The organism is Lysinibacillus sp. EB106-09-02-XG168, assembly GCF_058791475.1.
On sequence record NZ_JBYTDN010000003.1, the window covers coordinates 1631500 to 1655308 of the forward strand.

Sequence of the window (23809 nt, forward strand, 5' to 3'; positions counted from 1 at the left end):
CGCGTTATGGTAATGAGTCATAAATAAAGACTTCTATCTATTGTTGGGAGAAATTACTCATATAGCATAAATTATTTTGTAGACGAATTTTAAAATAGCAGGTTCGAAACTAGCTTATAATGAGATTATGCGTTTATATTAATGTAGTTCAATCTGTATTTTAAGTAGTACCAACCTAATGATAAAAATATATTTTAACGCTCATCGCCAAAAATTTTGCGAGACATTTTTTTATGTATGCCGTGTTATAAGGCTTGGAGCACCTATAGAGGAACAAAGTGTGACCAATACCCAAACGGCTTATCAAATGTCCTAAGCAAGTGCACAGTTGGAACGGAAATCCATCCATTTTGGTGATGAGTCTTAATTGAATAAGAAGAGGTGCGAATTTTGTTATTATTACAGCAAACTTCCAAATTAATAGATGAATGTGAAAAATGTGTTTCACGCTTCTGGCAAATGCGTGAGGAGGATCGTACTCCCGACTTTTTTGAGGAGGTTAAGCCACACGCAGATATCATTCACCAACTTTTAAAAGAATGGCAACAAGAGGCGAATGTGTGGATTCAAAAAAATCGACCAAAATATATGCATACACAACAAATTGCTTCAGCGGCAGAATCGATGGAGCAATTTGTTGTGCAATCCTTTTATAAAGAAACAAGTAAAAAGCGTTTTTTAGATGCGATTCATTCAACCTCGTATACGTTGGAAATTTTAGAACGGGTAGTGAAGGAGACACAATCAGATGTTATCGAAAAAAAGGACCATTAGTGAACTGTTAAGCGAGTGGAGATATGATGAGGAATTGAAGGAACGCATAGTACACTGGCAAACGCTTGAAGGGCGAGAGGCTAAATATGCACCTTTCCCTGCAAACTTACATCCTTCACTTGTAAAAGCTCTTCAATCAAGAGGAATTGAACAACTGTATACTCATCAACGTCAGGCATTTGATAACGCAATGGAAGGTGTTTCTTTTACTGCTGTAACACCAACTGCGTCTGGAAAATCATACTGCTACCATTTACCGGTACTTCAAAAAATAGTAGAAGATAAAAATTCACGCGCTATTTATTTATTTCCAACGAAAGCTTTAGCACAGGATCAAAAAAATGATTTGAATGAATTAATCGAACTAAGCGGTGAAGAAATATTAAGCTATACGTATGATGGGGATACTGCGCCAGGCATTCGTCAAAAAGTACGTAAGGCAGGGCATATTGTGATGACAAATCCGGATATGCTTCATTCGGGAATTTTGCCACATCATACGAAATGGGTTTCACTATTTGAAAATTTACAGTACATCGTCATTGATGAGTTGCATACATATAAAGGTGTGTTTGGCTCACATGTTGCGCATGTTATTCGAAGGTTGAAGCGTATTTGTGAGTTTTATGGCAGTAAGCCGATTTTCATTTGTACATCAGCAACTATTAAAAATCCAAAAGAGCTGGCGGAAACTTTAACAAATGAAAGCCATGCCTTAATTAGTGATTCTGGAGCGCCTGTTGGGAAAAAGACATTTCTTTTTTATAACCCGCCGATCGTCCATAAAACATTTGGCGTACGTCGAAGTGCTGTTTTGGAGGTGAGTGACCTCGCGAAAAGATTATATACAGCAGGTATTCAAACTATTATTTTTGCCAAAAGCCGTGTGCGAGTAGAAATGATTGTGACGTATTTAAAGGAGCTTACACGCAATAAGCTTTTAGATGAATCGGTACGGGGTTATCGTGGTGGTTATTTACCCTCTGAGCGACGTGTTATTGAACGAGGGCTTCGTGACGGTACTATTCAAACAGTAGTGAGTACAAATGCGCTGGAGTTAGGTGTCGATATTGGCCAATTACAAGCATGTATCATGACAGGGTATCCGGGAAATATTGCAAGTGCATGGCAGCAAGCAGGTCGTGCTGGCCGTCGTCAAGACGAGGCGCTAATCATTTATGTAGCACAATCAGCCGCACTTGATCAATATGTAGTGAACCATCCACTCTTTTTACTTGGTAGTGCACCTGAGGAAGCGCGTATTTATCCTGAAAATATGTTGATTTTAATGGATCATTTGAAATGTGCAGCGTTTGAGCTACCATTTTCCACACAGGATACGTATGGTGAATATGAAATTCAGGAGTTGCTTGACTATTTAGCGGAGGAAGGCGTAATTTTTAAAACAAGTGAGAAGTGGCATTGGATGAGTGACCGTTTTCCAGCACATGATATTAGTCTTCGTTCTGCTTCGCAAGAAAATGTTGTAATCATTGATATGACTGTCCCTGCACAAACAAAGGTGATTGGTGAAATGGATCGTCATAGTGCGATGACGTTGCTACATGAAGAGGCTATTTATTTGCATCAGGGCATTCAATTTCAAGTAGAAAAGCTTGATTGGGAAGAGAAGAAAGCCTATGTGCGAGAAGTAGATGTCGATTACTATACTAACGCTAATCTAGCAGTTGAGATGAAGGTGCTAGAAGAAGATCGGAGCCGAGATTATAAAGGTGGCATTATTGGCTTCGGTGATGTTGGCTTAGTCGCACAGGCAACGATATTTAAAAAAATACGCTTCGGTACACACGATAATATCGGTTCTGGTCCAATTCACTTACCACCAGATGAAATGCATACGAATTCATCGTGGCTATCATTCAACAGAGTAGAACAGTGGTCCGAAGCTGAATTAACAGATGCGATGACTGGAGCAGCTTATGCAATGAACGCCTTTATTCCGATATTTATCCAATGTGACAGCAGCGATGTAGCTGTCGTACCTCAGGTAAAGGCATCTCACAATGAAATGCCAACATTCTTTGTTTATGATAAGTATCCTGGTGGTATCGGCCTAAGTGAAAAGGTATATGAGTTATGGGAAAGTCTTTTAGTCAAAACCTTAGAGCATGTTTCGAATTGTCCTTGTGAGTCTGGGTGTCCATCATGCATTGGAGCACAAGACAGTTTGCAGGAAGGGAAGAAGAGAATAATAGAACTTCTTCGGATCTTGAATCAAATTAATCAAAATTAAATTTAAATTAAAAAGAGGGCTTAAGGAATAACCAAGTTATTTCCTCAAGCCCTCTTCGTTTATCAGTTTAAAGACCATCTTTAGAGACAATTTCTCTTATTCAATTATTCATTGTATTATAATACTTCCTAACTGTACCGTATAAACAAATCATCCACCGATGATTTATATATATACCAATATAAATTTATCTGCGGAAAGCTGTTCTGAAACGAAAGAAAAGTTACAAGATGCTCGTCTAGCCTTACTACTTTTACCTTCTCTTTGTGCAGCAGGTAAAAAATGAGTTATGATTGCAGTTAGTGAAGAAAAAATACAATAAGTTTTAGCAATTTTAACTTCTTTCAGCAAATGTCTTTTGTACCGAAAGCGTAGCGTCAGGTACAAAAGACATTTGCTGAAATAGAGGGACTCAGACTAAGAACTCCACGTCCTGTGGCAACGACTGAGAGACCAATTTCATGTTGTTGCTGACGCTTTGCTTTCGCACAGAAAACTTTTGTTGGCCTAAAGCCTCGGCGGATGTCATGGAATCAAAAAGGAGTTCTTAGGGGAGGTTAGCCTAAAATCATCGCATCCATGCGATAACGGCTAACTGACCTGCATCGGTAAAAACGCCACGTCCTGTGGCATTACCGAAATGACCGACATCGTGTCGGCCCTCATACAGTCTAAGCATCAAGCCGATTCCAGACGCAATTATGCTGAGGAATAATTAATATGCAGAAAATGAGTGAATGTAATGTCTTACGAAAATAAAATTTTACAAATGAAAAAAATGCTCGGTAAAAAAACGACAACAACTATAAAAAAAGAGGCTAAACCTGCTTTTCAAAAACCTGTATCTCCATGCTATACAGAGCAGTGGGAAAAAGCGGGACTGACAGTTGTAGAAAATGAATTCGGTATTGTATTTAAACGGCAAGTGCGTTATCCATTTAGTTATCAGCACGGTCATTATAAATTGCAGTCATTTTTTGATGCGTTAGTAAAATGGAAAGAGGCAAAGTTCGAACATCCATATGCGTTAGAAAAAAATGAAAAAGTATTATTTTTTGATACGGAAACGACTGGCTTAAAGGGTGTAGGTACACAAATTTTTCTTCTAGGCTTTTTAGAAGTGTCAGAGGAAGATGAAAGTTTTATTTTAACTCAATATCTTTTAGCGGATCCTGCTCATGAAGCAGCGTTACTTTTTGAATCAAAGCTTTGGCAAAAAACTGCGACGATTATTACTTACAATGGTAAAAGCTTTGACTGGCCACAACTTGAAACACGTTGGACGCTCCACCAAAAAGAATTACCTAAGCTACGTACACAACGTCAAATCGATTTATTGCATAGTTCGAAGCGTTTATGGAAAAATGATATGGAACGAATGAAATTAAAATCTGTGGAAGAAGAGAAGCTGGGTTTTTCCCGAATTGGAGATATACCTGGATATCTTGCACCTATAATATATTTAGATGCCGTTAAAAGCGGTGTTCCAGATGCACTGATGAAAGTCCTTCTTCATAATGAATGGGATTTACTTTCATTGATTACGCTTTATGTCCATTCTACAAATTTGCTATTTGAAGAGACAAGCGAAGAATCGGCCAAAACGTTTACAAATATCGGTAAGTGGTATGCCGATTTAAAAGAGAGTTCGCAGAGTGTAAAGGTTTTAGAGAAAGTTACGACCCAATTTGATGCACTTGAAGCGGGTAATGCGCAATATTATTTGGCCATACAGCATAAAAGAAATAAAAAGTATAGTGAAGCAATTGATGCATTTGTGGCTTCTCTCCATTTTGTTGATCAACGAAAAAAGTTGCACGTATTAGAACAGCTAGCTATGATATATGAGCATCAAATGAAAGATTATGACCAAGCCCTTCAGTATACGCAAGAGGGTATAAATTTAATTAAGAAGAATGAGCAATGGAGAGCAGAACAAAAGCAAAAATGGGGAATTTCTTGGGAGAAGAGGTTGCTCAGGTTAGGAAATAAGAAATAATTTCCTGGGTAAGCGCAAGAAACGACAAGTTTTGCCTTACATTTGATGTTTTCAGACGATATAATGTGATGAAGTATGCTATAATGAAACGACGTAGTGTGAGGAAGGGCGATGTGAATGGATATTAAATTAACGTCAAAAATGATCCTTGAAAAGGAATTTAAGAAAAACTTTAAAGGCTACAATGTAGAAGAAGTCGATTCATTTCTTGATGAGATAATACAAGACTATGAAACGTTCGAAAAAGTGGTGGCCCAACTTCGTGAAGAAAATAAACAGTTAAAAGAAGAAATTGATAATACACCTAAGAGACAACCTGTCGCATCGACAGCTGGTACGACTAACTTTGATATTTTAAAACGTCTTTCTAATTTAGAGAAACACGTCTTTGGGAGTAAGTTGTACGAATAAATTTTTATCAATAATGTTGTATTTATCATAAAACTCTAGTATAATCTTTTTATCATCATGAAATTCTGGTAATCGCTGCGGCGCTAGACGTCGTAGAGGAAAGTCCATGCTCGCACGGTTCTGAGATGACCGTAGTGTTCGTGCTTACTGAAAAAATAAGGTAAGGCAGCTGTAAAAGCTGACGGCGGAAGGAAAACCTAAGTCTTTATGATATGGTTGAAACTTCCTGAAAGTGCCACAGTGACGTAGCTTGTTTGGAAACATGCAAGGTGGAACGAGGTAAACCCCACGAGTGAGAAACCCAAATTATGGTAGGGGCACTCTCTAAAAGGAATTGAACGGATAGAGGGACAGAGTTCGCTCTGTAGATAGATGATTACTACCCGGTCGTACGAGGCGATAGCTGTTTGAGTACTCGGGAACAAAACATGGCTTATGGAATTTTTTTGATGCTTATTATGAAATGACAAGCGCTCTCCAATTTGGTGGAGAGCTTTTCTTTTGACTATAGTAAGAAAAAATTACTTGTGAAGCATGTCTAAACATGCGCGATATACGTTTGAGAATAAGGCTGTACACTGTTGGTCATACCTCTGTCGCTACGATTCGAAACAAAAACATCTAGATTAATTATGCCTTGGCATAATTGCGTCCGGAATTGGCTTTGTGCCTGCACAAAGAACTCCTTTCCAATTCTGTGACATCCGCCGGAGGCTTTAGGCTAACATGAAGTTGGTCATTCAGTCGTTGCCACAGGACGTGGCGTTCTTAGACTGAGTTCCTCTATATCAGCGGGTGTTTGGACACACGCTGAAAAGTAGCTTAAATCAGCATACATCTCTCCACCTATAGAGGTGAGAGACATTTGTCTCGTACAATACAAAAGACATTTGTAGCTGAAGCTTTGCTTTCGCTACTGAAGACATTTGCTGAAAGAAGTTAAACTGTTATCGCAACGATGTACATATTGTCTACATACGAGTAGACTGGCGCAAAAGCGCTTTTCTAAAAAATGAGGGTAGTATAGAGAGATAGGATGGAGCGGAATCATGAGCGGAGTGAACGATAGTCTGGAGAAGCTAAATTCGATTTCCAAATATCCTACTGCCTTATTGACAAAAATCTTCGAAAATGTATCTGAAGGTATTATGATCACAGATAAACATAAAAGAATAGAATTGGTTAATCCTGCATTTGAATTTGTAACTGGCTATAAACGTGATGAAGTGATCGGAAAAACGCCAGCCGTTCTACAGTCAGGTGTGCATGAATTGCAATTTTATTTAGATATGTGGCAAATGATACGACAAGAAGGCATTTGGCAGGGGGAAATATGGAATCGTCGTAAAACCGGAGACGTATATCCAGAATGGTTAACAATTGTCGGTGTAGCTGACGATGAGGGTGAGATTACAAATTACTGTGGCATTTTCTCCGATTTGTCTGAAAGAAAGATCGTAGAAAATGAACTAGAAAAGCGTTTGTTAACGGACTCATTAACGGAAGTATCAAATCGATTTGCTTATATTGAAAGAATGGATAATTTATTAGAATCAACTTCTACTATCTCTCATTCAGTACAGCATGCAGTCTATTTTTTAGACTTAGACCGATTTAAACAAATTAATGATACGTTAGGTCATGCTGTTGGAGATACCATGCTAGTAGAAGTAGCAAAACGCTTAAAAACATTGTTGAAAAATAAAGATATCATCGCTAGATATGGCGGTGATGAGTTTATTATAACGCTTACAAACGTAAAAAGTGCTAAAGAAGCTGCAAATTTTGCTGAACAAATTATAGGTATTATTGAACAGCCTTTAGATATTAATGGCCAAGATATTTTTATTTCTACAAGTATTGGTATCAGTATGTATCCAATTGATGGTGAAACAACAGAGCAATTGATTCATTGTGCTGACAAGGCGATGACGTATTCCAAAAAGAATGGTCTAAACGACTATGCATTTTATTTTGATGAATTGAAGACGGACTCTCAGCGTGTTTTATTATTAGATTCGGAACTACGGAGAGCCATTGAAAGCCGGGAATTTGAGCTGCACTTCCAACCCAAAATATCTATGGAAAATGAAGAGATACAAGGGGTAGAGGCACTTATTCGCTGGAAAAGTGAAAGTCTGGGATTTGTATCTCCAGCAGAATTTATTCCTTATGCGGAGGAAACAGGATTAATCATACCGTTAAGCGAAGTAATTATAGAAAAAGCTTGTGAAGCAGTTATAGAGATGCGTCAATCTGGTTATAAGACTCCAGTTGCCATCAATATTTCTAGCATTCACTTTAAGCAACAAAACTTTTTAGACGCTGTTCAAGCGATATTAGAGCGTTACAACACACCTGCTAACAATTTTGAAATCGAAGTTACAGAACGAACAGTGATGAACAGCGCAAATGAAACGGTTAGCAAGCTTGTGCGACTCAAGAAAATGGGTTTTAAAATTTCTATTGACGATTTTGGGACAGGCTATTCGTCTCTTAGTTATTTAGTTCGTTTTCCCCTTGATTATTTAAAAATCGATCGAAGCTTTATTCAGCATATTGGCTCACTCGATGAAAAACAAGCAGTAGTGGATGCAATTATTCAAATGTCGCATCGTTTAAAAATGAAAGTTGTTGCTGAAGGTGTAGAACAAGCACAACAAGTGGATATACTACGTAAAATGAACTGTGATATAATCCAAGGCTATTATTACAGTAAACCTTTACCACTTCGTGAACTTATGGAGTTTCTGGAGTATTGGGAAATTGAACATCAAGGAAGGAATTAGTGTATGGCAAACTATAAATTAGTAGCAACTGCTGCAATGGGATTAGAGTCGATTGTGGCACAAGAGGTAAAGGCTCTAGGCTATAAAACAACAGTCGATAACGGTAAAGTGTATTTTGAAGGTGACGAGACGGCCATTGCACGAACAAACTTATGGCTACGTGTAGCAGACCGAGTAAAAATTGTTGTAGGTCAGTTTCCGGCTAAATCTTTTGAACAATTGTTTGAAAGTGTAAAAGCGTTACCTTGGGAAAAATATTTACCCGTTGATGCAGCTTTCCCAGTATCGGGGAAGTCTGTAAAATCAAAATTATTTAGTGTACCAGATTGTCAGGCTATTACTAAAAAAGCAATAGTAGAGCGCATGAAACAGCATTATAAGCGTTTAGGATTTTTAGATGAATCTGGTGCAACTTATAAAATTGAAGTTTCAATCTTAAAAGATGTGGCTACACTTACTATTGATACATCGGGTGTTGGCTTGCATAAGCGTGGGTATCGTCAAGCACAGGGTGAAGCACCATTAAAAGAAACATTAGCAGCGGCACTCGTACAAATTTCAAAGTGGAATCCAAATCGACCGTTCGTTGATCCATTTTGTGGTTCAGGCACAATTGCTTTAGAAGCAGCAATGCTTGGACAAAATATTGCACCGGGCTATAATCGTGAATTTATTTCAGAGGAATGGCCATGGATGAAGGCAAAAATTTGGGATGCAGTGCGAGATGAAGCTGATAGCTTAGCGAACTATGATCAACCATTAGAAATTTTCGGGTCTGATATCGATCATCGCATGGTGAGTATTGCACAAGAAAATGCACTAGAAGCAGGCTTTGGTGATATGATTACGTTCAAGCAAATGCAAGCACGTGATTTTACAACACAGCTAACAGATGGTGTTATGATTGGTAATCCACCATATGGGGAGCGTATTGGGGACATTGAGATCGTGGAGCAGGTAATTCGTGATTTAGGAAAAGTCATGAAAAACTATCCAACTTGGTCTGTGTACATGTTATCCTCAATGAAAAACTTTGAGGAACTGTACGGTCGTCAATCGACAAAGAAACGTAAATTATTCAATGGCTTTATTGAAACGAATTATTACCAGTTCTGGGGACAAAAGTCTAAAAGAGATTAACGAATGATAACGGAAGATAAGATTTTTTCTTATCTTCCGTTTCGTCGCGTATAATAGGACCAGATAGTTAGAGGGGGAGCGTCAATTGCGTAAATCTTTACCATTTGTATTAACGAAGGACCGCTCATTTTTTGAGTCATTAGGTGACTGGATGGGGGACGTCCTTTACGATGAATTACCTGAAAAGGGCTTTGAATGCCGTGATGAGCAAATCTTTATGGCTTATCAAATCGAGCAGGCCCTAAAAGAGAAAAACGTGCTTTTTGCAGAGGCAGGAGTAGGAACTGGTAAAACAATTGCCTATTTACTACCGGCTGTATCTTATGCACGCTATACTGGTAAACCAGCCCTTATCGCATGTGCTGATGAAACCTTAATTGACCAGTTAGTAAAAGAGGGCGGCGATATTTATAAGCTACAAAAAACATTAGGTCTTGAAATCGATGTCCGCCTAGCGAAGTCACGTGACCAATATTTATGCTTAAAGCGTTTTGAGGAAGCTGAGAAAGTCGAAACTGATGAATGGATTGATGATATTTCGTTTTCTATACCTGATGGAGTGTATGCACAGGGCTCGATGATTGCAATACAACCCTATGGTGAACGAAGCGATTATCCAACAGTCAGTGATGAAGATTGGCAAAAAGTAAATTACAACTCGATTATGCAGTGTTCAGTATGTGACCTACGTAATCGATGTGGTCAAACATTACATCGTGCACATTATCGTAAATCAGCGGATCTCATTATTTGTTCACAAGATTTTTTGATGGAACATTTAGCTACAAAGGAATCACGTGAACGTGAAGGGCAATTAGCTTTATTGCCGGATGTATCAATGATCGTGTTAGACGAAGGTCATTTATTAGAATATGCTGCGCAAAAAGCAATGACGTATAAAGTACAGGCGACAACAATTGTTCAATTGTTAGAACGTTTAATGGTAGATGGTGTGCGAGAACGTACATTATATGCGATGGAAAAATTACAAGATGACCATGAGCTATTTTTTGACCAACTACGAGACGATCTAGTCGCTTCTGAAGAAGAGCGTAAACGTATTAACAAATCGCCAAATCTATTGAAATACGGGAAACAACTTATTCAAGATGTCGAAACATTACTTGAGGAATTTGTCTTCGAATCTGAAATGTATATGATTCCGGAGTATGAATTAAATATGGCAGAGGAGTATTTAGAACAATACGAGGCTTCTTTACGTATTTTTATAGCGCAGGGAGATGCAGTAGATTGGCTAGAGGAAACCGATGGGGAAGAAACGCTTGTCATTATGCCACGTCTTATCACAGAAGTTTTAGCAGAAAAACTATTCTCTAAAAAACTTCCAATCATATTTTCTTCAGCAACTTTATCAGTGAAAAAAGATTTTTCATATATTGCTTATAGTCTAGGAATTCGTGATTATCAATCGTTTTCTGTTCCTTCTCCATTTGATTATGAAGAAGTTATGCGAATTTATTTACATGAACTTTCTCAAAAGGAGAAAACGGCGAGGGTTCAACAGCTATTACGTGACGGTGAAAAAACTTTAATTTTATTTAAATCTAAACAAGCAATGTTAGATTTTAAAGCAGAACTACCTATTATGGAACGAATGTATGTAGCGTTTGAAGGGGATCGTGAACTGTCAGGAATTGTTCGTGATTTCCAAGAAGGTACCATCAAAACATTATGCTCCTATCATTTATGGGAAGGTCTAGATTTGCCGGAGGAGGCATTAACACGAGTTATTATTTTTGATTTACCGTTCCCTCCACACGATCCATTATTTGATGCGAAACGTACATTTGCAGAAAATCCATATGAAGAAGTGGAATTACCATTTATGCAACTTCGTTTACAGCAAGGAATGGGGCGTTTAATTCGTACTTCAAACGACCGCGGAGATATCCATATTTTAATGAATGAAGAAGAGTCAAAGCAGCGTAAAACATTTGAAGATATATTAGCTGTTACACCAGAAATAAAGTAGAAAAAAGCGAGTTTGCACCTGTTGCATTCTCGCTTTTTTTTATACTAAAATAACTTTTTTATCGTGGGATAATGTTGAGTTTGAAAAAAGTGTTGAATATTTCTCTTTTAAGCTATATAGTTCTTTGTAATGCAATGAAATTTAATAAAATAAATTATTTTTTCTATTGAAAATAATTTTGCAAAAGGTTTATAATGATGACAAGAAATTTTAGAATAATTCAAATCTGATTATTCAGTGATAGGGGGTATGAGCCTGTCGAACATTCAATCGTTGTGTCGAAAATATACGAGCTTATCTGCAAATGACATAGAAAAGTTAAAAGAAATAGAAGCAACATTATCGTATTATGCTGAGTTGACAGATTGTTATATGTTCATAGATTGTATGATGGAAAACTTTCCGCATGCGATTGTTGTGGCAGAGGCATTCCCAAAAACAGAAAGAGGCTTATACGAAAAATCTGTAATTGGAAAATTTGTCTTTGAAAGTTTTGAGCCAGCAGTATTTGCTGCTTTTAAAAATAAAGAAAAATCGTCAATGACTAGAGCAATCACACAGGAAGGCATAACGGTTGAACAAAACGTTGTCCCTCTCTATAATGACAAACAACAAGTTATGGCAGTGTTAATTCAGGAAAAAAAGGTGGACATGCAAACAACACCTAAAGATGATTTCAGGCAAATGCCTTTTGCATTAATTGAGCATATTGTGGAGCCGGACTCTCAACCGATTCCAGTTGTTTCTGATTTGCTAGTGGAATCGATTATTCTTACAAATCATGAAAACAAAGTCATCTATAGTAATCCTGCAGGCTACCGATTTATATCGGAGCTATCCGGACTTGAGCGTTTTGACAACGTTGCTTTGGATGAAATCTTACCTTTTTTACAGGAAATCTATGATAAGGGTGATGATGTCTTTTTCTTAGAAATTACGATTGATCGTAAATCCTTTATTGTGAAGAAAATTCCTATTCGTGATCAACATGATAAAGTGACACTCCTCATAATTCATGATCTTACAGAGCTTAAGCTGAAAGAAAATGAATTAATGATGAAAACATTCGCTATAAGAGAGATTCACCACAGAGTGAAAAATAATTTACAAACAGTCACGAGTCTATTGCGCTTGCAAATGCGAAATGACTTGTCAGCTTCTAGTGCGAGTGCTTTTCAAGAGGCATTAAATCGTATATATAGTATTTCATCTGTTTATGAACTTATTTTAGAGAATGAGGATAACGAAGAAGAGAAAGTAGATGTTATTGCGTTATCTAAAAAGATTGGTCATAAAATGGTTGGCACATCCAACACATCATCTATTCAATTAACTTTTCATCACGAGAATGTACTGTTATTTTGTCATTCTAAAAAGGCTGTTTCGCTCGCATTAATCATTTGTGAGCTACTGCAAAATGCACTGAAATATGCTTTTATTGGCCGTGAAGAGGGAACAATCGATATCCAATTTGAAAAAGATGCTTCTTCTATTTCACTTCATATTTCTGACAACGGCGTTGGAATGCAAGAGGTGAAGGCATCGTTTGGAATGGAGATTATAACAAGGCTTGTTGAACATGATTTAGCTGGCATATTTTCAATTATCCCTAGTGAACAAGGTACACATACTCAAATCCAGTTCCCTGTAAGTGAGGAGGTATTTATCCTAAATGACTAGGAAAGTTATGATTGTCGAAGATGAGTCCCTTATTGCAATTGATTTGAAGTTTATGTTAGAGGATAATGGCTACGAAGTGGTAGCACAAGCGAACAATGGAGAATCAGCAATTGAGTTGGCTTTTACACATCAGCCACAGTTAATCTTAATGGACATTAAAATGCCGAAGCTAGATGGTTTAAAGGCAAGCAAAATAATTGAACAGCAGCTCGGTATACCAGTGCTATTTATATCAGCTTATAGTGAAAAAGAATTGTTACTATACATGAAGCAGGATAACGTTTTAGGCTATGTTATGAAACCGTTTTCTGAGAAGAATGTCCTTCCTGCGTTGGAAGTGGCATTTCACCAGATTGATAAGTTCAATCGTTTAAACGGGGAATTGCTGCATAAACAGACAGAATTAGAAAAGCGAAAAATAATCGAACGAGCAAAAGGTTTGCTCATGAAGTCAGAGAACCTTAGTGAGGACGAAGCTTATAAAAAAATTCGAAGTGAAAGTATGCAGACTCAACAGGAAATGGCGCTTATTGCAAGGCGCATTATCAATACTTTACAAGTAAATAGGTAAAGCAAAGACGCTTTAAAGAGATCTCCTCTTTAAATGCGTCTTTTTTTTAATAAATAACAAAATTTTAAGCAAAACTCAAGGGGTGATGATTAGGATGGCAATGATAGGAACCGTTATCGTTTATATTATTATGATTTGTGCAGTTTTAGGGGCAATCGGAGCAATTCGAGATGCTGAATATGGAATCGGGAAAGAGTTTATGAATGGTATTCATACGGTTGGACATATTTTTGTCCCTGCTGCAGGGATCATGGCTGCTATACCTTACTTAACGTGGTTTATAAGTCATTTTATTAGTCCGATTTTTGAATGGATTGGTGCTGATCCAGCTATTGCAGCAACGACAATTTTAGCCTCGGACATGGGGGGATACCAATTAGCGAATGCGTTAAAAGAGTCCTATGAAGGATGGGTCATGGCTCTAGTTGTCGGATTTATGTCAGGCGCAACAATTGTGTTCTCTATTCCAATGGGTCTTGCCATGTTAGATAAGCGAGATCATAAATATATGGCTTTAGGTATTATGGCGGGTGTTTTAACAATTCCGATTGGAGCATTTATTTCTTCCATCATGATTGTAACGTTTAATACAGATGTTCGTGAAGTGATTAGTACAACAGCTGCACCAACATATGTTTTTGCCATTTCAGTTATACAAATATTAATTAATTTATTGCCCTTATTTATTTTCGTCGTGTTAATTGCGTTAGGTCTTAAGTTAATTCCAAATGGCATGATCAAAGGCTTCATGATTTTTGGACGTGTGATGGATGCTGCTATCAAACTTGTGCTAGTGTTTTCGATTGTAGAAATTTTCACAGGTATTTTTACGAAGGTTTTTGGTGCATGGGGCTTTGATCCGATTATGGCAGATAAAGTCGATCAATTCCGGGCACTTGAAACAGCTGGATACATCGGTATTATGCTAGCGGGTGCATTCCCAATGGTGTACTTAATAAGAAAATATGCATCGAAGCCTCTAGAAGCAGCAGGTAAAAAGTTAGGCCTATCGTCAGTAGGGAGCGCAGGTATTTTAGCGACAATTGCTAATATTTTAGCCATGTTTACACTTGTTCGACATATGCCACCGAAAGATAAGGTCATTAACATTGCCTTTGGAGTTTGTTCTGCATTCCTTCTAGGAGATCATTTATCATTTACAGCAAACTTCCAACCAACCATCATTTTACCGGTTATCGCAGGTAAGTTTTTAGCGGGTGTTATTGCAATAATATTTGCCTATAAGCTATCTGTTCCAACAGCTCTAAGGCTTGAACAAGAAGATCGCAAGGCAGGCATTATTAAAGAAGGAGAATATTTAGAGCAAAAGTCTTGATTAAATGAACAATGAACTTGAAAGAGGTGATGACGTGTGAGTGAAGAAAAGAAACGGTTTATTCAGGAGTTTGTGCCAGGAAAGCAGCTAACATTAAGTCATCTAATCGCAAATCCTGACCCTGATATGTTTCAAAAGCTAGGTATCCAAGAAGCAGGTGCACTTGGCATCATGACATGTACACCAAGTGAGACAGTTATTATCGCAGGGGATTTAGCAACAAAGTCGGCGAACGTAAAACTTGGGTTTTTAGATCGCTTTACCGGCAGTCTCGTAATTGTTGGCAGTGTCTCCGAGGTTGAAATGGCGATGTTAGAGATTAATCGTTTTCTATCAGAGAAGCTAGGCTATACGCCATCAAAAATAACGAAGTCATAGGATGTGCCTTATGAAAAATCGAGTAATGATTATAGGTGGTGTGCAAGCAGGGAAGTCGACATTGATGAATGCGTTATTAGGAAAAGATAGACAAGCCAATAAAACACAAGCGCTCGTTTATGATGACTGGATAGTTGATACACCCGGAGAATATATTGAAAATCCGATGTATTACAGAAACATTATGGCAACATCGCTTGAAGTGACACATGTAATTTATTTGCAGGATGCCACGTCATCAAGGAGTGTTTTTCCTCCGCAATTTAGCTTAGGAATTCCCAAAATACAAATTGGTGTTATTACAAAAATTGATGCACCCCTTGCAGATGTAGAAAGAGCAACAGCGTTATTACAAAATGTCATGACACGTGGTCCTATTGTGAAAACCTCTTCGTGGCAAAAACTTGGTATTGAGTTTATTGCGCCACTTATTCAGCTCAATTGTGACGAAGAAATTCGCCAATTCGTGAAGGATCGTGATAGTCCTTATCTCATGTATTGCCCGTAGTGGCGAAAGGAGGGGGGGGGAATAAGTTGAAGACAGAAAAAATTTATAGTGCAGGCATTGATATTGGAACAAGTACAACAAAAATGGTTGTCAGTAGCTTTCTGTTGAAAAATGTTGCAGGTATAACGCATGTGCCTCGCATAGAAATTATTGAAAAAACGGTTTTACATCAAAGCCCGATTATTAAAACACCATTTATCAATAAAGAAATTATCGATATGGAAAAAATCGAGCAATTTATTTTTCAGCAATATCAATTGGCCCAAATTGCACCAACAGATATTGCAACAGGTGCCATTATTATTACAGGTGAATCTGCAACAAAGGAAAATGCTAGCGAGGTGGTTCATGCGATTGCGGATACAGCTGGACACTTTTTAGTTGCTACTGCCGGACCCGATTTGGAAGGAATCATTGCAGCAAAGGGCGCGGGTACTTTACAACAATCTAAAAATACGGCCAAAGTTATCGCTAATATCGATATCGGTGGTGGTACAGCAAATATTGCGGTAATGCAGTATGGAGAAGTAATTGGTACGTGTACATTGCATGTCGGAGGGAGACTCATAGAATTTCATAATGGCATTGTTCAATCGATTTCACCACCCATTATGAAACTGATGGAAAAATGGTCAAAGCCATTAAAGGTGGGTGATGCAGCAGAGGATGTACGTGTCACACAACTAATCCAAGAAATGGCGGATATAGTCGCGATGACACTAAGCGGACAATTGTCAGATGAACAGCATCCGTTATTGCTAGGACATTTGCCAACTTGGAATAAACCAGTTGAAGCAGTCGTTTTTTCCGGTGGTGTAGCTGCTTGTATTTATGAACAAGAATGTACAAACCGTCAATATGATGATATCGGCGAAAAATTGGCGACATATCTTTTGCAGCACGAACAGTTACAATCCTTTTTATGGCTAAAACCAGAGGAAACAGCACGGGCAACGGTGACTGGTGCAGGTACCCAAACAACTGAGATTAGTGGTGCAACGATTCAAGTAGACGCGGAAATTTTGCCTTTAAAAAATGTGCCTGTTTTCGATTGTCATATGGATACGAACAGCCAAGAATTCGACTATGCGGTAAAAACAGCGGTTGAACGAGCCGATGCTTTATTTTCTATACAGGAGAGTCGCTCTCCGTTTGCACTCTATTTTAGTCAGTTACCCTATTTAAGCTTCCGGGATGTCCGTGCTTTATGTGAGGCTATTTTGAAACACTTAGCGACGATAAGCTCCAAGGAACTACCAATTATCATAGTCATTCAATCAGATTATGCAAAAGTTATTGGGCAAACGATACAAGCGATTAATCAAACAGTTCCCATCATTTGCATCGATCAAATCAAAGTGGAAACAGGCGATTACATTGACATTGGGGAAGTACTGCCATCTGGAGTTGTCCCAGTCGTTGTAAAAACACTTGCTTTTCACTCAAAGTAAGGAGGATGAATGTGAATCTATCGGTGATATTTGGTGGAGAAAAATATAATTTTAAATCATTGAAGGATGTAATGGCCAAGGCCAATGAAGAAAAATCAGGAGATCAGTTAGCTGGAATTGCTGCTGAATCTGTACAACAAAGAATTGCGGCCAAGGCCGTTCTAAGTGAGCTGTTAGTGAAAGATATAAGAGAAAATCCATTAGTTCCTCCCGAAGAGGATGAAGTGACACGCATTATTGAAGGTGATATTAATGAGCAAATTTATGGAGAAATTAAAAACTGGAGTATCGAGCAACTTAGAGAATACATTTTATCCAATGAAACAGGCGATAGGGAATTAAAACGCTTAAGCAAGGGCATGAATTCAGAAATTATTGCGTCCGTTACAAAGCTAATGTCCAACTTAGATCTCGTCCATGCTGCCAATAAAGTGGAAATATTGTCAACTTGTAATAGTACAATCGGACAAAAGGGCACACTATCCTCAAGATTACAGCCGAATCATCCAACAGACAATATTGACGGTATTATTGCTTCATTAAAAGAGGGCTTATCCTATGGTATTGGTGATGCGGTCATCGGGATTAACCCAGTAGATGACTCAGTTGAAAGCGTGAAAAAAGTATTGCAAGCGACAAAGGAGTTTATCAATGATTGGTCGATTCCTACACAAAACTGTGTGTTAGCACATATTACAACACAGATGAAGGCTATTAAACAAGGTGCACCAGCTGATATGATTTTCCAAAGTATTGCAGGAACAGAAATTGCTAATCGCTCGTTTGGTATATCCGCTGATCTAATAAGAGAAGCAGAGGAGCTTGTGAAAAAGCAAGGAACAGGAACTGGTCCGAACTTATTCTATTTTGAAACTGGACAAGGCTCGGAGCTATCTGCTGAGGCACATATGGGTATTGACCAAGTAACACTTGAATCGCGCAATTACGGATTTGCTAGACATTTTAATCCATATATAGTGAACACGGTAGTTGGCTTTATTGGACCTGAGTATTTATACAATAACAAACAGGTTATACGTGCAGGACTAGAAGATCACTTTATGGGCAAAATGCACGGCATTCCAATGGGCGTTGATATTTGTTACACAAACCATATTAAAGCAGACCAAAATGATGTTGAAGATTTAAGTGTTTTATTAACAGCTGCTGGTGTCAACTTTATTATAGCTGCACCAATGGGCGACGATGTCATGTTGAACTATCAGTCAATGAGCTTCCATGATGTCGCTACATTACTTCAAACGTTTGGTAAAAAACCAGCACCTGAATATCTAGCATGGCTAGAGAAAATGGGCATTTATGAAAATGGTCGTCTATCAGCAAGAGCTGGCGATTTATCGATATTTGAAAGGTAGGTGAGTCTATTGAATGAACAACTAGTATCGATGATTACACAGCTCGTAATGGAAAAGATGGGTAATGATACGTCCGTTAAATCTTCATCAGAAACAACTGTGGAAACAGAAGAACAAAAGGAAACACTTATTAAATTCTATGATATGGCAGCTAATCATTCTGATGAAGTAGCAAGTCCAAGCACAACAGAAAAATCAAATGAACCATTAATTAAACTTTATCATAATGAATCAGGTAATCACGAACAATCGTTTTACAGTACAAGTTATGATGAACCGTCTTACACTGTGACACCTATCCCAGCCTTTAAATTTGAAGAGGATGAAGTGTCTGAAAGTGTGCAAGCAGCTAAAAAACATACACCGGCAAGAATAGGTGTTGGGAGAGCTGGGACAAGACCAAAAACAAAAACTTGGCTAAAATTCCGCCTCGATCATGCGGCAGCAGTTGATGCAGTATATGGAGAAGTGACAGAGGAGCTACTTCAAAAGCTTGATGTCTTTCAAGTAACAACTAAAGTGACAGATAAGGAAGAATACATTACAAGACCGGATTTAGGTCGTCGTTTATCTGATGATTCCAAAGCACTTATTCAATCAAAATGCCAACAAAATCCTAAAGTACAAATCATTATTTCTAATGGATTAAGCGCTAGTGCGATTGAAGAGAATGTGCAAGATGTTTATTTAGCGTTACAGCAAAGTCTTCATAATTTAAATATTGAAATAGGAACTACCTTCTATATTGATAAAGGGCGTGTAGCTCTTATGGATGAAATTGGCGAGATATTACAAGCAGAAGTGATTGTTTATCTAATCGGTGAGCGTCCGGGACTTGTATCAGCCGAGTCAATGAGTGCTTATATATGCTATCAACCTAGAATTGGCACAGTAGAAGCTGATCGAATGGTCGTTTCGAACATTCATAAAGGTGGTATCCCGCCGTTAGAAGCTGGAGCCTATTTAGGAACAGTCGTGCAAAAAATATTGCATTACAAGGCAAGTGGAGTTGGTCTTGTGGCAAAAGAAGGTTAGGGGGCCAAACGATGAATCCTCAAAAAATTATGGCAGAAATTTTAGCAATGCAAGTCATTCCAAGAGTGAATCGTGAACTAGCTGAGCAATTAGATTTGAAGCCATATCATAATAGCATTGGACTCGTAACACTAACAATAGATGATGTTGGCTATGTAGCGTTGGACGAGGCTACGAAAAAAGCAGATGTTGATGTTGTGTATGCGAAAAGCTTTTATGCTGGAGCGGCCCATGCATCTGGCCCATTATCTGGTGAAGTCATTGGCATCATTGCCGGGAGATCGCCTGATGAAATACGCAGTGGTTTCGATGCGATTCAGCAAAAAATTCAGTTTGATACGTATTTTGAAGCGATCCTTCAAAATGAAAAACACGCTCTTTTTGCACATACTGTAGCAAGCTGTGGTACGTATTTAGCAGAGCTAGCGAACGTTAAGGTTGGAACAGCCCTTGCTTATTTAATCGCACCGCCACTTGAGGCTGTTGTTGGTTTAGATGCTGCATTAAAGGCGGCAGATGTAGAGCTAAAGGTTTTTTTTGGTCCACCATCTGAAACCAATTTCGGTGGCGGTTTATTAAGTGGTAGCCAATCTTCCTGCCAAGCTGCTGCAAATTCTTTTAGAGAAGCTATTGAAAATTTAACAAGAAATCCAGTTGTTTAGAAAGGAGGGGCTTTATGGCCACACTAGATAAAGATTTATTAGCAATTCAAGAAATGAGAGACGCCGTGAGACGTGCCAATATTGCACAGGTTGCTTACATGCAGTATTCACAGCAGCAAGTAGATAATATCGTCAAGGCAGTTGCGGATGCCGCATTTAAAGAGGCGGAACGTTTGGCAAATATGGCCGTTCAGGAAACAGGGATGGGTGTTCCTAATCATAAAAAGATGAAAAATGAGGTTGCCTCTAGAGATGTCTATGAAGACATTAAAGAGTTAAAGACTGTCGGTGTCATAGGTTTCGATCGAATGAAGAAAGTGACAGAGATTGCTAGTCCGTTTGGCGTAATTGCGGGCATTGTCCCAACGACAAATCCAACATCAACAGCCATTTTTAAAACACTTATTTCATTGAAAACTAGAAATGGTCTTGTTCTAAGCCCGCATCCATATGCAGTTGAATGTACAAAGGAAGCTTTAGAGATTTGTAGAGTAGCAGCAGAAGAAGCGGGAGCACCAGAAGGCTTGCTTCACTGTTTAACACTGTCTTCTATGGAGGCTACGCAGCAATTAATAAAGCACCCCGATATTCACTTAATATTAGCGACTGGTGGGGGTGCGCTAGTAAAAGCAGCCTATAGTTCAGGCAAACCTGCTTATGGTGTTGGGCCAGGGAATGTTCCAGCTTATATTGAAAAATCGGCGAATATATCCAAAGCTGTTCGACAGCTTGTTCAAAGTAAGTCTTTTGATAACGGTACGATTTGTGCTACAGAGCAGTCAATTATTGTAGATAAAGTTATTGCCGAGCAAGTTTTATCAGAGTTAAAGAAAAACAATGCTTATATTTTGAGTGATGAAGAGAAGGTAAAAATGGAAAAGTTGATTTCTCCAGTCCTTGGGAAAGTAAATCCTCAAATTGTAGGCAAGTCAGCGGCTTGCCTAGCAGATTCTATCGGTGTTACTGTGCCGGAAGATACAAAAGTACTTGTTGGTATGGAAACGATGATCGGCAAGAACATTCCATTTTCACTGGAAAAACTGTCCCCGATATTTGCGTTATACACAGTTGATGACAGTACAGAAGCAAAACAGGTAATGATTGATTTGCTAAATATAGGTGGACGCGGACATACATGCTCAATCCATACAGAAAATACAGCTTTAGCTGAGCAATTTTCTGTTGAATTACCAGTGTCCAGAATTGTGATCAATACATTATCATCTATTGGCGCTGTTGGTGGAACTACAGGTTTAGCACCATCTTTCACATTAGGATGTGGCACGTTTGGTGGCAATATTACGTCCGATAACATTACAGCGAGACATTTATTGAATATTAAACGTATGGCATACGGCATTAAAGATGTAGAGGTGCCAAAACCAAAGTTCTTAACAAAACCAGTAGTAGAGAATATTAAGGCACAAGATCCATCGCTGGATACAGCAGTGGTTCAACAAATTGTTGATCAAGTATTAAAACAAATAACATTACAAAATAAATAATTTGGAGGAATGACAAATGAGTACAGCATTAGGAATGGTAGAAACAAAAGGATTAGTAGGAGCAATTGAAGCAGCAGACGCAATGGTGAAAGCTGCTAGCGTTAATTTAGTAGGAAAAGTACATGTTGGTGGCGGTATTGTCACTGTATTAGTTCGTGGTGATGTAGGAGCGGTAAAAGCAGCTACTGATGCAGGTGCAGCAGCAGCCCAACGTGTTGGAGAACTGCTATCTGTACATGTAATCCCACGTCCACACCATGAATTAGAATTAATTTTACCAAAAGCAGAGGCGTAATTTCAGGTTGAGCTGAGCCAATTAAAGGTGACGGAAAGGAAAGCCGAAGCGACGGATAAAACAATCTAATTAGAAGGGCAGGATGCTACACATCATAACTCATCCTGCTTATTCATTTTCAACAGTAATAAAGATATAGAGGTGGCTAACGTGAAAACAGCGACAAAGATATTTCCTGTGGCCATTTCAGCTCGTCATATACATGTCAGTGAAGAAGATTTACAAGCACTTTTTGGTCCAAAAGCAACGCTAACGAAGGATTTTGATCTTTCACAGCCAGGACAGTTTGCAGCCAAAGAGCGTGTCTCTATTGAGGGACCAAAAGGTGTTCTTCACAATGTGCGTGTACTAGGTCCTGTAAGAGCGGCAACACAGGTGGAAATTAGTCGAACAGATGCAATGAAACTAGGATTAACCCCTCCTTTAAGGCAATCGGGAGATATCGAAAGTTCAGCAGGCATCAAATTAATCAATCAAGAACAAGAAATCATAATTAAGCAGGGAGTCATTATTGCACAGGCACATATTCATATGACGGAAGAAGATGCAATTGCATTGGACGTACAAAATAATGAATTAGTATCGGTTGAAGTGGATAGTGATCGACCTGTAACTTTTCGTGGAGTTGTTGTTCGTGTGTCGAACGATTTTAGTTTGGAGATGCATATTGATACAGATGAAGCGAATGCAGGCTTTATTGAACAGCAAGCACAGGGGAGAATTATCAGATCATTAACGTAAGGAGGAGGTTAGATGCAGGAAAATTTAGTCCAAAAAATTGTCGAAGAAGTATTGCAGCAAGTTTTAAAAAAACAGCCTTCTTCTGAATATGATGGAAAAATCCCTATTGGTGTGTCAGCAAGACATGTCCACCTTGCCCAAGCGGAAGTAGAGAAGCTATTTGGTGAGAACTATCAATTAACACCTAAGTTTGAACTTTCACAGCCAGGACAGTTTGCTGCTGAGGAAACCGTTGTTATTGCTGGTCCTAAGGGTTCCATTGAGCGGGTGCGAATATTAGGCCCAGCTCGTTCATTATCTCAAGTTGAAATAAGCTGGACAGACGCGATGAAATTAGGGGTAAAGCCACCATTAAGAATTTCAGGAGATATTAAAGGCTCTAGCCCTGTAACACTCATCGGTCCAAGTGGCAGTGTCGTGCTAAATGAAGGACTCATTATTGCGCAAGCACATATTCATATGTCACCAGCTGATAGCGCTCGGTTCCAAGTAGCGGATGGACAATCTGTGCAAATTAAAGTAGAAGGTATGAGACCGATTATTTTATCCAATGTAATTATTCGTGTTTCGGATCGTTATCGATTAGAGATGCATATCGACACAGATGAAGCAAATGCAGGATTAATTCAACAAGGTGCACTTGCAGAAATTATCTATGTACAAGCTAACGAACAAATGGATGTCAAAGAAATTCCTCCAGTTTTAAAACAAGATGAAAGACCGTCCATCTATCAATTTGATAAGAAACTACTTTCGCAAGTAGAAGTACTTGAAATAGAAGCGCGGGAAATTGTTGTTTCTAAAAACACAATTGTCACGGCATTGGCTTATGACAAAATACGAGAGTTGAATAAGACGTTAACAATTCGCTCGGAGTAATTAGAAAAGTCCTTTCAGGATAAAGAAGGTGA

Annotated in this window: 20 protein-coding genes and 1 other RNA gene; all 21 read left to right on the plus strand. The window is 38.5% G+C overall.

Annotated features, from left to right (window positions below):
• Positions 1 to 390 precede the first annotated feature (390 nt).
• The 21 genes from AC3WSO_RS08665 (at position 391) to AC3WSO_RS08765 (ending at position 23777) form a co-directional block, all read left to right on the plus strand.
• Positions 391 to 774, plus strand: coding sequence for a YppE family protein (locus tag AC3WSO_RS08665; RefSeq protein WP_197141327.1), 384 nt, complete (start codon positions 391 to 393; stop codon positions 772 to 774).
• Complete coding sequence (locus AC3WSO_RS08670; protein WP_492530233.1) at positions 749 to 3028, plus strand: DEAD/DEAH box helicase; 2280 nt, start codon at positions 749 to 751, stop codon at positions 3026 to 3028. The genes AC3WSO_RS08665 and AC3WSO_RS08670 overlap by 26 nt, the downstream gene beginning before the upstream one ends.
• Positions 3029 to 3770: 742 nt before the next feature.
• Complete coding sequence (locus tag AC3WSO_RS08675) at positions 3771 to 5027, plus strand: ribonuclease H-like domain-containing protein (RefSeq protein WP_492530234.1); 1257 nt, start codon at positions 3771 to 3773, stop codon at positions 5025 to 5027.
• A gap of 117 nt (positions 5028 to 5144) precedes the next feature.
• Positions 5145 to 5438 (plus strand): cell division regulator GpsB, encoded by a 294-nt coding sequence (gene gpsB, locus AC3WSO_RS08680; protein WP_323646594.1) that lies wholly within the window; start codon positions 5145 to 5147, stop codon positions 5436 to 5438.
• 60 nt (positions 5439 to 5498) lie between these two features.
• Positions 5499 to 5879, plus strand: an RNA gene (gene rnpB / locus AC3WSO_RS08685) — RNase P RNA component class B.
• Positions 5880 to 6487: 608 nt separating this feature from the next.
• Complete coding sequence (locus AC3WSO_RS08690; protein ID WP_492530235.1) at positions 6488 to 8227, plus strand: putative bifunctional diguanylate cyclase/phosphodiesterase; 1740 nt, start codon at positions 6488 to 6490, stop codon at positions 8225 to 8227.
• 3 nt (positions 8228 to 8230) lie between these two features.
• A complete protein-coding gene (locus AC3WSO_RS08695) occupies positions 8231 to 9367 on the plus strand; it encodes a THUMP domain-containing class I SAM-dependent RNA methyltransferase (protein ID WP_492530236.1) in 1137 nt (378 codons plus the stop codon).
• An 85-nt stretch (positions 9368 to 9452) separates the two neighbouring features.
• Positions 9453 to 11360 (plus strand): ATP-dependent DNA helicase, encoded by a 1908-nt coding sequence (locus tag AC3WSO_RS08700; RefSeq protein ID WP_492530237.1) that lies wholly within the window; start codon positions 9453 to 9455, stop codon positions 11358 to 11360.
• Between the two features lie 249 nt (positions 11361 to 11609).
• Complete coding sequence (locus AC3WSO_RS08705; RefSeq protein WP_492530238.1) at positions 11610 to 13040, plus strand: histidine kinase N-terminal domain-containing protein; 1431 nt, start codon at positions 11610 to 11612, stop codon at positions 13038 to 13040.
• Entirely contained in the window at positions 13033 to 13611 is a 579-nt protein-coding gene (locus tag AC3WSO_RS08710) for an ANTAR domain-containing response regulator (RefSeq protein WP_492530239.1), read from the plus strand. The genes AC3WSO_RS08705 and AC3WSO_RS08710 overlap by 8 nt, the downstream gene beginning before the upstream one ends.
• A gap of 94 nt (positions 13612 to 13705) precedes the next feature.
• Positions 13706 to 14947, plus strand: coding sequence for an ethanolamine utilization protein EutH (gene eutH / locus AC3WSO_RS08715; protein WP_492530240.1), 1242 nt, complete (start codon positions 13706 to 13708; stop codon positions 14945 to 14947).
• Positions 14948 to 14983: 36 nt separating this feature from the next.
• Entirely contained in the window at positions 14984 to 15325 is a 342-nt protein-coding gene (gene eutS, locus AC3WSO_RS08720; RefSeq protein ID WP_283871719.1) for an ethanolamine utilization microcompartment protein EutS, read from the plus strand.
• Between the two features lie 10 nt (positions 15326 to 15335).
• On the plus strand, positions 15336 to 15833 hold the full coding sequence (locus AC3WSO_RS08725) for a EutP/PduV family microcompartment system protein (RefSeq protein WP_492530241.1): 498 nt from the start codon (positions 15336 to 15338) through the stop codon (positions 15831 to 15833).
• 26 nt (positions 15834 to 15859) lie between these two features.
• The gene (locus tag AC3WSO_RS08730; RefSeq protein ID WP_492530242.1) at positions 15860 to 17284 is read left to right on the plus strand and encodes an ethanolamine ammonia-lyase reactivating factor EutA; all 1425 of its coding nucleotides are present in this window, start codon (positions 15860 to 15862) and stop codon (positions 17282 to 17284) included.
• Positions 17285 to 17289: 5 nt separating this feature from the next.
• Positions 17290 to 18660, plus strand: coding sequence for an ethanolamine ammonia-lyase subunit EutB (locus AC3WSO_RS08735; protein WP_492530243.1), 1371 nt, complete (start codon positions 17290 to 17292; stop codon positions 18658 to 18660).
• A 9-nt stretch (positions 18661 to 18669) separates the two neighbouring features.
• Entirely contained in the window at positions 18670 to 19695 is a 1026-nt protein-coding gene (eutC, locus tag AC3WSO_RS08740) for an ethanolamine ammonia-lyase subunit EutC (protein ID WP_492530244.1), read from the plus strand.
• Positions 19696 to 19706: 11 nt separating this feature from the next.
• Positions 19707 to 20357: an ethanolamine utilization microcompartment protein EutL gene (gene eutL, locus AC3WSO_RS08745; RefSeq protein WP_492530245.1), complete on the plus strand. Its 651-nt coding sequence runs from the start codon at positions 19707 to 19709 to the stop codon at positions 20355 to 20357.
• Positions 20358 to 20371: 14 nt separating this feature from the next.
• Positions 20372 to 21862 carry an aldehyde dehydrogenase family protein gene (locus AC3WSO_RS08750; protein WP_492530246.1) on the plus strand — a complete coding sequence of 497 codons (1491 nt, stop codon included), beginning with the start codon at positions 20372 to 20374 and terminating at the stop codon, positions 21860 to 21862.
• 16 nt (positions 21863 to 21878) lie between these two features.
• Positions 21879 to 22157: a BMC domain-containing protein gene (locus tag AC3WSO_RS08755; protein WP_053482447.1), complete on the plus strand. Its 279-nt coding sequence runs from the start codon at positions 21879 to 21881 to the stop codon at positions 22155 to 22157.
• Positions 22158 to 22307: 150 nt separating this feature from the next.
• Complete coding sequence (pduL, locus tag AC3WSO_RS08760) at positions 22308 to 22898, plus strand: phosphate propanoyltransferase (protein WP_492530247.1); 591 nt, start codon at positions 22308 to 22310, stop codon at positions 22896 to 22898.
• Positions 22899 to 22910: 12 nt separating this feature from the next.
• Complete coding sequence (locus tag AC3WSO_RS08765) at positions 22911 to 23777, plus strand: phosphate propanoyltransferase (protein WP_492530248.1); 867 nt, start codon at positions 22911 to 22913, stop codon at positions 23775 to 23777.
• The last annotated feature ends 32 nt before the right edge of the window (positions 23778 to 23809 follow it).

Coding starts and splice junctions, on each gene's coding strand:
- AC3WSO_RS08670 (WP_492530233.1), top strand. CDS start 749: ATGTTATCGAAAAAAAGGACCATTAGTGAACTGTTAAGCGAGTGGAGA.
- AC3WSO_RS08675 (WP_492530234.1), top strand. CDS start 3,771: ATGTCTTACGAAAATAAAATTTTACAAATGAAAAAAATGCTCGGTAAA.
- gpsB (WP_323646594.1), top strand. CDS start 5,145: ATGGATATTAAATTAACGTCAAAAATGATCCTTGAAAAGGAATTTAAG.
- AC3WSO_RS08690 (WP_492530235.1), top strand. CDS start 6,488: ATGAGCGGAGTGAACGATAGTCTGGAGAAGCTAAATTCGATTTCCAAA.
- AC3WSO_RS08695 (WP_492530236.1), top strand. CDS start 8,231: ATGGCAAACTATAAATTAGTAGCAACTGCTGCAATGGGATTAGAGTCG.
- AC3WSO_RS08705 (WP_492530238.1), top strand. CDS start 11,610: ATGAGCCTGTCGAACATTCAATCGTTGTGTCGAAAATATACGAGCTTA.
- AC3WSO_RS08710 (WP_492530239.1), top strand. CDS start 13,033: ATGACTAGGAAAGTTATGATTGTCGAAGATGAGTCCCTTATTGCAATT.
- eutH (WP_492530240.1), top strand. CDS start 13,706: ATGGCAATGATAGGAACCGTTATCGTTTATATTATTATGATTTGTGCA.
- AC3WSO_RS08725 (WP_492530241.1), top strand. CDS start 15,336: ATGAAAAATCGAGTAATGATTATAGGTGGTGTGCAAGCAGGGAAGTCG.
- AC3WSO_RS08735 (WP_492530243.1), top strand. CDS start 17,290: ATGAATGTGAATCTATCGGTGATATTTGGTGGAGAAAAATATAATTTT.
- eutL (WP_492530245.1), top strand. CDS start 19,707: ATGAATCCTCAAAAAATTATGGCAGAAATTTTAGCAATGCAAGTCATT.
- AC3WSO_RS08750 (WP_492530246.1), top strand. CDS start 20,372: ATGGCCACACTAGATAAAGATTTATTAGCAATTCAAGAAATGAGAGAC.
- AC3WSO_RS08755 (WP_053482447.1), top strand. CDS start 21,879: ATGAGTACAGCATTAGGAATGGTAGAAACAAAAGGATTAGTAGGAGCA.
- AC3WSO_RS08765 (WP_492530248.1), top strand. CDS start 22,911: ATGCAGGAAAATTTAGTCCAAAAAATTGTCGAAGAAGTATTGCAGCAA.